General features: G+C 69.2%; 4 protein-coding genes, 1 tRNA gene and 1 pseudogene. 2 read left to right on the top strand and 4 right to left on the bottom strand.

Features of this window, described 5'->3' with window-relative positions:
• Nucleotides 1-186: 186 nt before the first annotated feature.
• The gene (locus ACFXN1_RS50105) at nt 187-9528 is read right to left on the bottom strand and encodes a fatty acid synthase subunit beta domain-containing protein (protein ID WP_379445851.1); all 9342 of its coding nucleotides are present in this window, start codon (nt 9526-9528) and stop codon (nt 187-189) included.
• Between the two features lie 388 nt (nt 9529-9916).
• Here ACFXN1_RS50105 and ACFXN1_RS50100 point away from each other — a divergent pair.
• Nucleotides 9917-9998: transfer RNA gene (locus tag ACFXN1_RS50100), tRNA-Leu, on the top strand.
• Between the two features lie 182 nt (nt 9999-10180).
• Here the strand turns inward: ACFXN1_RS50100 and ACFXN1_RS50095 are convergent.
• Complete coding sequence (locus ACFXN1_RS50095; protein WP_379445850.1) at nt 10181-10786, bottom strand: DUF6907 domain-containing protein; 606 nt, start codon at nt 10784-10786, stop codon at nt 10181-10183.
• Nucleotides 10787-11164: 378 nt separating this feature from the next.
• On the opposite strand from ACFXN1_RS50095, the gene ACFXN1_RS50090 reads away from it, so the two are divergent.
• Nucleotides 11165-12004: a helix-turn-helix domain-containing protein gene (locus ACFXN1_RS50090; protein WP_379445849.1), complete on the top strand. Its 840-nt coding sequence runs from the start codon at nt 11165-11167 to the stop codon at nt 12002-12004.
• Here the strand turns inward: ACFXN1_RS50090 and ACFXN1_RS50085 are convergent.
• On the bottom strand, nt 11973-12788 hold the full coding sequence (locus tag ACFXN1_RS50085; RefSeq protein ID WP_379445847.1) for an alpha/beta fold hydrolase: 816 nt from the start codon (nt 12786-12788) through the stop codon (nt 11973-11975). The two genes, ACFXN1_RS50090 and ACFXN1_RS50085, sit on opposite strands and share 32 nt — an antisense overlap.
• Before the next feature lie 109 nt (nt 12789-12897).
• Nucleotides 12898-12992, bottom strand: a pseudogene (locus tag ACFXN1_RS50080) (1,4-dihydroxy-2-naphthoyl-CoA synthase); the annotation flags it as partial.

Raw genomic sequence — 12992 nt, 5'->3', positions numbered from 1 at the left:
GAACATACCAGCGGACCTACGGCACCGTAGGCTCCCTACGAACACATGTCCCAGTCGTCGCAGTGCCATTTGGTCCGCTCGCGGACGTGGAACAGCGGGCTCGCGCCGCCCTCCGAGGAGCGCCGGCGCGAGCCCGCTGTGTCAGACCTGCCGGGGGCTACTTACCGACAGGCCGGTCTCTGTGGCCTACTGGCAGGCCGGTCCCTTCGGCACCGCCACGTAGACGGCGTCGGCGCCGAGCCGGGCCTGCTGCGACAACAGCATGTCGGCTTCCAGCTGCCGGGACTGCTTGGCCGGGGTGCCGTCGCCGCCGAGGCGGCGGTCGGCGGGCCGCTCGTACAGCGGGGCGCCGCCGCACATGGCCTCAGCGAAGCGCTGACGGCCGGCCAGCTGCCGCTCCTCGGCCTTGCGCTGGTACGCCTCCCGCTGCTCGGCGTCGGCGATGGCCTCGACGAACGCCTGCGGGTGCACGATGGCCAGCAGGCCGGACACGTGCCCGAAGCCGAGCGAGGTGACCAGACCGGCCTTGAGCGGGAAGCGATCTCCCACCGCGAGCGGCTCGCGCAGCCACACCAGGTGCGGGTACTGGGCCATCTTCTCGTCCACGCAGTCGAGGCTGCGGTTGGGCGGGATGACGCCCTGCTCGAGCACCTGGCACAGGCCGATCATCTGGAACGCCGCCGCGCCGCCCTTCGCGTGACCGGTGAGGGTCTTCTGCGAAATCACGAACAGCGGAGCGCCTGCCGAGCGGCCGATGGCGGTGGCCAGACGCTCGTGCAGCTCGGACTCGTTGGGATCGTTTGCCGCGGTGGAGGTGTCGTGCTTGGAGATCACCGCGATCTCGTCCGGGGTGACGCCGAGCTTGGCGAGTTCCTTGGCCAGCTTGGACTCCGGGCCACCGCGACCCGCGCCCAGGGCGCCCAGGCCCGGAGCCGGAATCGAGGTGTGCACGCCGTCGGCGAAGGACTGCGCGTAGGCGACGACGCCCAGCACCGGCAGGCCCATCTCCAGCGCCACGGAACCGCGGGCCAGCAATACCGTTCCGCCACCCTGCGATTCGACGAAGCCGCCGCGGCGGCGGTCGTTGGCGCGGGAGAAGTAACGGTCGCTGATGCCCTTGGCGGACATGACGGCCGAGTCGGCGGTGGCGGACATGTCGCCGAAGCCCACGATGCCCTCGATGCCGAGGTCGTCGTAGCCGCCCGCGACCACCAGATCGGCCTTGCCGAGCCGGATCTTGTCCACGCCCTCCTCGACGGAGACCGCCGCGGTCGCGCAGGCCGCGACCGGGTGGATCATGCCGCCGTAGGAGCCGACGTAGCTCTGAACCACGTGCGCCAGAGCGACGTTGGGCAGCGCCTCCTGCAGGATGTCGTTGGCCCGCGGCTCACCGAGCAGGTTGTCGATGTAGAGCGAGCGCATGGACGACATGCCGCCCATGCCGGTGCCCTGGGTGTTGGCGACCATGGCCGGGTGCACCCAGCTCATGAGTTCCGCCGGGCTGAAGCCCGAGCCCAGGAAGGCGTCCACGGTGCAGACGATGTTCCACAGCGCCACCCGGTCGATGGAGCCGGCCATATCGGCGGAGATGCCCCACTTGGTGGGGTCCCAGCCGGTCGGGATCTGACCGCCGACGGTGCGCGACAGCTTGGCCTTGCGCGGCACGCGAATCTCGGTGCCCGCCTTGCGGGTCACCTGCCAGTCGTCCGTGCCCGCGACCGGGGTGACGACCGTCTGCTCCGGGTTGGCGGCGAAGAAGGCCCGCGCCTCGGCCTCGCTGTTGACCACGAAGGTGAGGTCCTTGTCCAGGAACACCGAGGTGAGCAGCGGGGCGGCATTGTCGATCATGGCGCCGTCGTCGCCGTAGCGGCGCACGCCGCAACGCTCCACCACGGTGTCGTGGTAGCGGTCGGCCAGCTCGGATTCCTCGACGTACTCACCGGATTCGGTGTCGTACCAGCCGGGCTTGGGGTCGTTCTCCCAGGTGACCAGGCCGGTGGTCCAGGCCAGCTCCAGCACGCCCGCGGCGGAGAGCTGGTCGGAGACCTCGATCTCGAAGCGGGTGCGCGCCGAACCGTAGGGGCCGAGCTCGCCGGCGCCGACGATGACGACCATGTCGTCGAGATCGGCTGTGACCGAACCCCATTCGGGGGTGGGCAGCTTGGAGGACAGGGTCGGCGGGGCGGGCAGGGCCGAGATGGTCACGCCGTCACTGTCTTCCGACTCGTCGGCGGCAGCCTCGGCCTGCTCGCGGGCTTCACGGGCCAGCTCCGGCAGATCCAGCTTGGCTCCGGCGAGACCGCCGGTCAGGTCGATCTGCTGCGGTCCGGCCGCGGTCACCACGCGGGCCCGCGAGCTGCACCACTTGAGCAGTTCGTCGGCCATCTGCAGCGTGGACCAGGTGTGCACGCCCGCCTTCTCGACGGCCGTGACCAGCGGGTCGTTGCCGCCCATGAGGCCGGTGCCGCGCACCCAGCCGATCAGCGCGTGCACCAGGGTGACCCGCTCCGACCAGGACTTCTCCGCGCGCCACTTGGCGACGATGGCGTCCAGGGCGGCCTTGGACTCACCGTAGGCGCCGTCCCCGCCGAACATGCCGCGGTTGGGCGAACCCGGCAGCACCACATGCAGTTTCGCGTCCACGTCGTGGTCGGCGCCCAGCTTGGACAGGCCGCCGATGAGCCGCTCCACCGACCACAGCAGCACCCGCATCTCCATTTCGGCGCGAGCGCCGGCGTCGGAGAGGTCACCGGCCACGCGGGGCGCGGCGAAGGGCAGCAGCAGGGTGGGGGTCATCGCCTCCTTGACGAGAACCTTGGCGCCACCGGCATTGTCGACCTGCTCGTTGCCGACCCAGTCGATGAGCGCGTCGATATCGGTGTAGGAGGCCATGTTCGCCGGGACCACCCACAGGGCGGCACCCTTGCGGGCGTTCTCGCGGTAGAGCTGCTTGTAGAAGCCCAGGCGCTCGTCGTCCAGCTTGGAGGTGGTCACCACGACCGTGGCGCCACCCGCGAGCAGCCGGCCGGTGGCCGCCGCCGCGATGGAACCCTTACTGGCACCGGTGATCACGGCGATGTCGGAGGACCAGACGCCGGGATCCGCGCTGCTGAGGGCGGCCTCGGCGATCGCGCCGTAGACACCGGCCAGCACCGAGCGGGCCTCCTTCATGGCCCGGTTGCGCCACCAGGTGGCCTGCGCGGCAACGGCTTCACCGGCGCCGACGTAGCCGTCCACCACCGGTTCGGCCGGCAGCGAGCCGTCGTTGCCGAACCACAGGCGGGCGAGATCCTCACGGGCGCTGGCCCACCGGTCGTCGATGAGCACGGCCTTGCGGGCGTCGAAGGCGGGCGCGACCAGTCGCGGCCAGTCCGAACCCAGTTCGGCCGAGACCAGATCCACCAGGGTGTCGGTGGTGGCCTCCGGCGCGGACGCCTGCTCGGCGTGGCCCAGGGACTCCAGGATCACCCGGGCGGCCTGCGCCAGCACGCCGTCGCGGCCGGTGATCTGCTCGGTGAACTCGCCCAGCGCGGCCGCGTCGACGGTCGCGCCGCCGCCGCCACCGGCGGACGGCATGGAGACCGCGATTCCGCGGCGCAGGGCCACGGCCTGCACGGCGGCGTCGATGGCGGAGTCCACGGACGCGCCATCGGAGAGGCCGCCGGAGACCAGGCCGCCCAGGTCGCCACCGCGGACCGACTGGCCCTCACGGGTGCCGAGCGAAACCTCGGAGGTGACGTGGCTGGCCCAGCCGTCGCCGAGACCCCAGACCTTCTTGACGCGGTCGCCGATGGCGGCGGGCCGCTTGCCGGAGGGGCCGAAGACCTTGCGCAGATGGTCGCCGATGGCGTCGGAGAGCACCGAACCGAACGGCTTGTAGGTGCGGGCCAGGCGGTCCACGGTGTTGGACAGCGCGCCCATGTCGGCGTCGGCGGCACCGTCGATGGCACCGAGCGAGAGCTCCGCGCCGAGGTCGACGAGCAGCTGGTTGCGGCGCGAGGACACGCCGTCGCACAGGCCCTCGATGGTGTCCACCGGGCCGATCTGGTCCATCCGCAGCTTGGTCCACAGCGCGATGAGCACGCGGGTGGCGTCGGCGGCGGAGAACGCGATGTCGTCCGGGGTGGGGCCACCGGTCGGCACGGCCACCGGGGCCGGGGCGGCGGCAGCCGCGGCCGGTGCGGCAGAGGCGGCGTCCTTCGATGTCTCAGTGGCGGGGGTCTCCTCGGGCTCCTCCACCGGCGCGGGGTCGGTGTCGGTCGAGTAGACGACGCCGCGCTCGCGCTCGATGTTCAGCACCTCGACCACGGCGCTGCCGAACTGCGGCAGCTTCAGCGTGTTGGACGCCAGGTTCGCGACGGTCGGCGTTGCGGCCAAACCGATTTCGACGAACCGCTCGACGCCGACGCCACCGTGCTCGACATCGGTGAACAGCAGGTCCTGGGTCTCGATCCAGCGGACCGGGCTGGCGAACTGCCAGGCCAGCAGCTCGACCAGAACCACGCGGCACAGCTCGACCTGCTTGGCGGACCACTCGTCCCAGTTCGCGAGCACCTCCGCGAGAGGCTCGGACGGCACCAGATCGGCGATCTCCTGGACATATTCGCGCTCCAGGTTGAACACGCGCGGCACCAGGTTCGGGATGTAGCGGCCGATGAGCAGGCTCGGGTCCAGGTCCTGCGGCAGCAGCTCCAGCAACTTGCCGCGGAATTCCGGCACACCGGCGCGCAACACGGTGGAGTGGAACGGCACGTCGATACCCGGGATGAGCACGAACGCCCGCTTGCCGCCGGTCTCGGCGCGCAGCCGCTCGATCTCGGTCTCGAGCGCCTCCATGCCCTTCACGGTGCCCGCGATGGCGTACTGCGCGCCGCGCAGGTTCAGGTTGACGACCTCGAGGAATTCCCCGGCCTGCTCGCCGAGGTCCTTCACCCAGCCGATGACCTGGTCGTCGGCAATGCCGATCTGCGAGGGCCGGATGGCCGCCATGCGGTAGTTGCTGCGGCCCTGGGCATCCCGGGGCACCAGCTCGTGCATGGCCGAGCCGCGCTGGAACACCACTTCGAGGACCGCGTTCAGCGGCAGCACGCCCGCGGCGGCGGCGAGGGCGTTGTACTCACCGACCGAGTGCCCGGCGAGCATGGCGCCCTCGATGAAGGCACCGGACTCGCGCAGCTCCGCGACCTGCGCGACACCGAGCGTGGCCATGGCCACCTGGGTGAACTGGGTCAGGTGCAGCACGCCCTGCGGGTGGCGGTACTCGACGCCGCGCGCCTTGAGGTAGGTCGGGTTGTCGCGCACCACAGCCAGAATCGAGAAGCCCAGGGCCTCGCGGGTGTGCTTGTCGGCGCGATCCCAGATGTCCTTGGCGGCCTTGGACCGCGTCCGGGCTTCCAGACCCATCCCCTTGGCCTGAATGCCCTGTCCCGGGAAGGCGTAGACCGTCTTCGGCGGCGCGATGCGGCCGGTGGCGGTCATCACCAGGTTGCCGTCGATGCGGCAGGAGACCTCGACGATCTCCGAACCCCGGTCCACCGCAACACGTTCCACGCGGACATCGATCTTGGCGCCGAGCCGGACCATGCCCAGGAAGCGGGTGGTCCAGGCGGTGATGGTGCGCGGCGGCACCTTGTCGCTCAGATCGATGGCCGAGACGGCGTGCTGCGCGGCGGCCGACAGCCACATGCCGTGCACGATCGGGTTGCCCAGACCGGCCAGCTTCGCGGCGTTGTCGGAGGTGTGGATCGGGTTGAAGTCGCCCGAGACCTGCGCGAAGGCGCCCATGGCGCGCGGCGCGACCAGGGCCACGTCGCGCCGGCGGCGACGCGGGGTGTCGGAGGCGTCCTCGGACAGCGAGCCCGCGGCGCGCGGCGGGTCGGCCAGCTCGGCCCGGCCGGTGCGGCCGCGAATGGCGAAGCGCTCCACCAGTTTCGCGACGGCCGGGGTCTCCAGTCCGTGGTCGCGCATGACGCCGACGGTGACCTTGACCTCGACCACGCGGCCCAGGTCGGTGTCGAGCACCTCGGCGGATTCGGCGCGGACGGCGAGCACGGCGTGCTCGGCGGGCAGCTCGCCCAGCAGCTCGATCTGGTGGTCCAGGTGGACCAGGTCCAGCATGCCCTCGATGACGCTCTGCGCGTCCGCGGTGCGGGTGGCGCCCAGGACCGCGAAAACGGCGGGCCAGCAGGCGCCGACGAGCACGTCGGGGGCGGTACGGCCGATGGTGCTCAGGTTGTCGGGCAGGCCCGCGCCGGTGACACCGGCGTGGTCGGCGATCAGGTCCGGGCTCCAGGCCAGGTTGACGTGCGCCACCTGGGTGCCGTCGACGGCCTTGACCTCGGGCAGGGACTGGCCGGCGGCGACGGCCAGCAGCGCCGACATGGCGGCCTCGGCGTCGGTGTCCGTGATGACCGGCGCGCCACCGTTGTACACGGAGGCCGGGACGGTGATGCGAATGCGGACGGCATCCTTGCCCAGCAGCGGGACGGTCAATTCCACATAGGCGGAATCGGATTCGGGGCCCTCGGTGGCGGACAGGGTGGAGCCGGTGCGCGGGTGCTTGGCGCCCTTGCCGTTCATCTCCCACTCGTCCAGGTCGCCCAGGCGGTGGATGGGGTTGACGGTGGTGCGGCCGGCCCACTGCACGTCGGGGGCCGCGAGCACGATGTCGAGCAGGCCGTTGGCGACCTCGGCGCGGCGGCGGCCGTCCACGGCGGCCGGGACGACGCCCGAGCGCACCAGGGAGTAGGCGGTGTTCTGCTCGAAGCGGTCCAGCAGCTCACCGACCGGCTCGTCGACGCGGGTGATGCCCGCGACGGCGACGGTGCCGGGGATGATGCAGACCTGGTCGGCGGTGTAGCGCGGATCGTGGGCCTGCCACAGGGAATCCGAGCGCCACCAGCGGCGCACGTCCTGGTCGACGACCGGGACGAAGTTGACCGGCTTGCCGGGGGTCTTGCACAGCGCGACGAAGAACGGGACGTCGGCCGGGTGCAGCACGGTGCCGGCGGCGGCCGGGTACTGCTCCTTCAGGGTGCAGATGGCCTGGACCGGGGTCTCGAAGGCGGAGTCGTCGGCGAAAAGGGTTGCGATTTCACCGCGGTCGGCCGGGTTGAGGCGGGATTCGGTGCGGCGCACCATCTCCGCGAACCGGTCGCGCCAGGTGATGTCCAGCCACACCGAGCGGGTGGCGTCGACGATGGCGTCGGAGAAGTCGGCGCCGCAGTCGAAGTCCTTGCGGCGGTCCAGGCCGACGGCCAGCTCGACATAGCGCTCCAGCCACTCCAGGTAGGTCATGGTGGCGACGTCGCCGAAGTAGGGCTTGGCGGTGGCGTCGAGGGCCGTGATGATCTCGGCGCGGCGGGCGGCCACGGCCTCGGCGTCACCGGCGACCTCGTCCAGCAGGCGGCCGGTGCGGGAGGCGGCATTGTCGATCTCGTGGATGTCCGCGCCCAATTGGCTACGGCCGGAAGCCATGCCGCCGACCGCGGTACCCGCGCCGACCCAGTCGGGGGTGCCGGGGGTGTCGACCAGCAGCTGCTTCACCTCGGGGGCGGTGGTGGCCTCGAGGGTGGCCATGGCGGCCGTGCCGACCAGCACGCCGTCCAGCGGCATGGCCGGGTAGCCGTGCTGCTGCGACCATTCGCCGGTGAGGTATTCGGTGGCGCGCTCTGGGGTGCCGATGCCGCCGCCGACGCAGACGATCACGTTCTCGCGGCTACGCAGTTCGGCGTAGGTCGCGAGCAGCAGGTCGTCGAGGTCTTCCCAGGAGTGGTGGCCACCGGCGCGGCCGCCCTCGATGTGCATGATCACCGGGTACGACGGCACGGCGTCGGCGATCCGCAGCACGGCGCGGATCTGGGCCACGGTGCCGGGCTTGAAGGCCACGTGGGTGATGCCGACCTCGGACAGCTCCTCGACGAGGGCAACGGCCTCTTCGAGTTCCGGGATGCCGGCGGTGACGATGACGCCGTCCAGCGGGGCGCCGGCGCTGCGGGCACGCTGCACCAGGCGCTTGCCGCCCAGCTGCAGCTTCCACAGGTACGGGTCCAGGAACAGCGAGTTGAACTGCACCGCGCGGCCGGGCTGCAGCAGCTGCTTCAGCTCCTCGACCCGGTCGGCGAAGATCTGCTCGGTGACCTGACCGCCACCGGCCAGCTCGGCCCAGTGGCCCGCATTGGCCGCGGCCGCAACGATTTTCGCGTCGACGGTGGTGGGGGTCATGCCCGCCAGCAGGATGGGCGAGCGGCCGGTGAGGCGGGTGAACGCGGTCTCGACCACGATGCGGCCGTTGGGCAGGCGGATCGGCTTGGGCGCGAATTCGCTCCAGGCCGCGGCGACCTCGGGGGCCGCGCCGGGGGTGAACAGGCTCCGCTGGCCCGGGCGGGTGGAGGCGGCGAGCACGCCGACGCCGGTGCCCTTGAGCGAGCCGGCGGTGAGGCGGGTCAGCAGGTCGCCGGGACCGAGGTCCAGGATCCACTGCGCGCCACGGGAGACGGTGTCGTCGACGGTGCCGACCCAGTCGATCGGGTCGACGAGCACTTCCCGGGCGAGGCGCGCGGCCAGCTCGGTGTCCAGGCCACACTGCTGGGCCCAGCCCTCGACCAGGTCGACGGTCTCGGCCAGCGCCGGGTGGTGGAAGGCGACCTCGACCGGGATGTCCTCGAAGACGGGGGCGAAGACCGCGCCGCCGCGCTTCTTGGCGTCGCGCTCGTTGGCCTGCTCGGCATTGATCTCGGCGGCGCGCTGGCGCACGCGGTCGAGCTGGCCGACCGGGCCGCTCAGCACGGCGCGGCGGCGGCCGTTGCGGATGGACAGCACGGCGGCCTTCTCCGGCGCGACACCGGCCATGACCTCGGCGACAACGGCTTCCAGGACCTCGGGGTCGACATTGGAGACGGCGACCATGGGGGACTTCTCCCCCACCGGCAGCAGACCGCGGCGGCGGGCGACCAGGCCGGCCGCGGCGCCGATCATCTGGGCGATGGCCAGCAGTTCGGCGTCACGCTGCCCGTGCGCCTCGGCGGCGGCGGCTGCGATGCGGCCCTGCGAGTGGCCGATGACGGCGGCGGGCGCGTGCGCGACGATGTCGAGGCCCTGCAGGCGCAGCGCGCGCAGCGCGGCGACCTGGGTCAGGAACACACCCGGCATCGAGACGGCGGCGGAGCGCAACACCTGCGCTGACGGCGCTCCCGACACCTCCCCCTGCTCCGGGTCGGCGATCTCTTCTTCCAGCATCCATGCGATGGGGTCGAAACCGACCGGCCGGACCACGAGCAGCTGTGCCGCGATCGGTTCCAGCGTGGTGGCGGCCTCGTTGACCAGCGCCGTCAGCTCGGGCTCCAGGGCGGAATCCCGCCCGATCTCCTCGAGCTCGGTAAGCCACTGCGCGCCCTGCCCGCCGAATGCGAGAGCGTACGGCGCGCCCCCCAGCAACCGGTCCAGCAGTGACGACCTGACACCACTCTCCCGTGACTTCCCCGCCGCCCTGGCCTTCGATCCGGTTCCGGTGCTCTCGTTGATCGTCAAGACGTTCGACTTCCTTCTCCTGGCGGCCAGCCTCCAAGGACTGGGCCGCGCTCACGGTGCGCAGGTATCCCTCCGGCCCGCAGGCCCTGGTAGAAGCCGAGGATGGCACAAAATCATGAGGATCTCCTCATGTTTGGTCACCAACCGGATACTTACCGGGCAGTTTTTCCGTACGTCCGTACCAGAATGGCCCGAAACATGACCCTCCCTCATGTTTGAAGCCGCTGGTTGGCTCGGTTACGTTCGTGTAGGAAATGTGAGGCTCCCTCACATTGAGGTTTATCAAATCGTTATAATCCCTGGTGAGGTTACCGACCAGTACGGCACACCCTCCCGGTGCTTCGCGATCCCCGTTAGACCCGGTAAAGTTTGGACGGTCGTACCGTTAGCGCGAGTGGCGAAATTGGCATACGCGCCAGATTTAGGTTCTGGTGTCCTAGGACGTGCGGGTTCAAGTCCCGCCTCGCGCACAGAAGCGTGGCATCCGTGCCACGTATGACGAGCCCGGTGTTCGAGTGCCCTCACACACCGGAAGGCTAACCAGTGGCTATCACTGAACCCCTGCAAGACTTTTGGCGCGCTTGCCATATTTCACCTACCACGCCGCCCGCCCAGGCCAAGGTCGCAGATGTCGGACCGATGAAGATCCGGGCTAAAGGGTGCTGTCGAGGTCATCGGCGGCATTCAGCAGCGCTGCCGCGATGCGGCGGGCCTCAGGGCCGGTAAGCTCCGTTGTTTCGCCTTCGCGCACCGTCAGGCCCACAGCCAGTCGGCGATCGAAACGGGTGTCTTTGGCGCACAACCGCACTCGGACTCTGCTACCGGACAGTTGCGGTCCTATCACCGGCACCGTCCACGGCCGGCTGCTGTGCCACTGTTCGGCCTTCGGATCCATCGCCTCGTCGTGCTGTCTGCACCACGGAGGGCAGGGATGGGCCTGCAGCAGGCCATCGGCCAGAATTCGGGAATCCCATAAATCCCCGGCGGCTACGAGAGCTTCGGCGAGCTGCCGTGCCTGTGCGGCGGTCATTTCGGAATGAACGCGGCTCGGCGCAATCAAATCGATCCAGCTGTATCGCAGCCCATGACAGTCGTGAGCGTTCAACTGCACGAACAACTCTGGAAGCCCGGACCGCGCCGGTATCTCAACCAGCACTGGCCGCTCCCGGCCACAATGGTGACAGCCTTCGCCCGGTGCGAACGGATCCGGGTCGTCGTGCTCTACGCACCACGACGGACACGGCAAAACCGTGGACATCTCTTACCAATCCCTGTGCACGCCCTTCTGCGAGGGCTGCGCCCCCTTCGCGCCGCCCTCGCATCGGGGTCCCCGTCCTCCTCCTGCGAGGCGGGGAAACTGTGGGGCTCCGCACCATTCAGGGGGCTTCCGATATACGCGGAGCCGAATGCAACTACTCACCGACTCTGAGGTTGGTGTCCGAGGAGCCGGTGCGAGGGAAATAAGAACATGGCCGGATTGCGCTGGTAAAGACGCCGGGCGCACGCTGGCCAGAGGTACCTCTGGCCAGTGGTCGATTCGAAATAGGCGGGACCCACGCTCCCACTTGGGCTTCCGGTGTGCATGGGCTCAAACTCATTCGGGCTGTATCGCTTCCCGGAGAGTATCCTGCTCGCCGTGAACGCTGGCTACTCTGCACGGGGGGAAACCGAGATTGACCAGTTGCTGGCCCCCAACCTCGCTGACTTTGTCCGGACCCACCGCACGACTCCGAGGCACCCGGACCATCCCCGCGGCTTCAGCCGTCCGGCACTGGCCAGTCTCTGTGACGTCAGCGCCAGTTATATAGCTCAGATCGAGCAGCGCGAGAAGACCTCACCAAGTCCCGAGGTGGTGGACGCGATCGCCCGCGCACTGCAGCTGACGCCCGCCGAACGGCAGCATATGCACAATCTCGCTGCACCCAAGACTCCGGGCCCGCGTACCCACACACCGATGCCGGTCGCCGAGATGCGTGAACTGATCTCCGACGATCTACGCGCTGCCGCCGACGGCCTGATCCCACATCTGTCGGGGTATATCGACGAGCGATGGAATGTGTTGTGGACCAACCAAGCCTACGACCGCGCGTATCCACGGCTATCGGAGGTGGAGAACATTCTGGTCTGGTTCTTCCTGGTCCCCGAGTCGCACCAGGTAATGATCGAATGGGAGGACGAAGCCCGGCTGACCGTGAACTGGTTCAGATGGCACATGGGCAGGTACCAGAATCCACAGTGGGCTCTGGATCTGCTCGGCAGGCTCAGCTCATGCGCGGCCTTCCGGGCGATGTATCTGGCCGAGCACGTCGACTTCGAACGCCACCAGCCCTTGATGCACCTGCGTGACCCGGCTACCAGCGAGCCCTACAGTGTGCGCGTCCGGATTACCGATGTGCCCAGCGTAGATGCACCGTTTCAGTGGTTCATCGGCATGCGCCAGCCGTTCAACGGGCCGTCGAGTTTGCTAACCGACTGAGAAATCCGCCGATCGCATCGTTGACCAGATCCGGGGTCGTCCAATTGGCTGCGTGACCGGCGCCGGGAACCGTCATGACGGGACCGGACCCGGCCAGTCCGGCAGCCAATGCACCGGACTTGTCGGCGGTGCTCGAGGCGTCGAATTCACCGCGTAGAACCATTGCGGGACAGGTGATCTCGCCCAGCCGGTCGAGGAGAGACTCCCGTTCGGTCAAGCAGGCGGCCGCCTGAGTGATCGCTGAACGGTCACTGGCCGCCCATTTGGCTCGCCACGGCGCCTGATCGGCAGCCGTGCCGCCGATCAGCTGTGGCGCCAAACCGTCTGCCAGCATTGCAAGTGGCACTTCAGGATTCGTCCAGGCGTCGAACAGCTCGCGATACTCGGCCTTCTGCTCGTCGGGCGAGTCACCGGCCTCCGTATCGAGCAGGATCAGTGCCTCCACGCGCTCCGGTGCGAGCAGCGCGGCTCGTAGAGCCGTGTAACCGCCCTGCGACATTCCCCCCAGGACCGCGCGGTCCACGCCGGCCGCGTCCATGACGGCCAGCAGGTCGCGCGCCGAATCCCAATAGCTGAAAGACCGATGCGGCTCTGTAGCAGTGCCACCGTGCCCCCGGGCATCCCAGCACAGCACCCGAAAACCCTTCGCTTCCAGATACTCCACCTGCGGTGCGAACATCGACAGGTCCATGAAGAACCCATGGCTCAACACAACGACGGAGCTTCGGTGATCACCAGAGTCGGTGTAGAAGATGCGAGCCCCATCGGTACTGACGTACGGCATTGGCGTAGCGTAACCGTGCTTTCTGCCTACTGTCGCGGCCCGAGCACACTCTGTCCAGAGGTGGGTCCGACCGGACAGCATGGCGAAATCCGTAATAGCGCAGGTCAGCTCAGAAGTACCAGGGGTAGGGCTTCCAGTCCGGTTCGCGCTTCTCGAGGAAGGCGTCGCGGCCCTCGACCGCTTCGTCGGTCATGTAGGCCAGGC

It is taken from the genome of Nocardia sp. NPDC059154 (genome assembly GCF_042755705.1).
Classification (GTDB): domain Bacteria; phylum Actinomycetota; class Actinomycetes; order Mycobacteriales; family Mycobacteriaceae; genus Nocardia.
Note: the sequence above shows the minus strand (reverse complement) of the source record. Positions and strands in the feature narration are given on the sequence as shown.

What these genes read in the sequence shown, in the direction of transcription:
- ACFXN1_RS50095 (WP_379445850.1), bottom strand. Translation starts at nt 10,786, where the DNA reads ATGTCCACGGTTTTGCCGTGTCCGTCGTGGTGCGTAGAGCACGACGAC.
- ACFXN1_RS50085 (WP_379445847.1), bottom strand. Translation starts at nt 12,788, where the DNA reads ATGCCGTACGTCAGTACCGATGGGGCTCGCATCTTCTACACCGACTCT.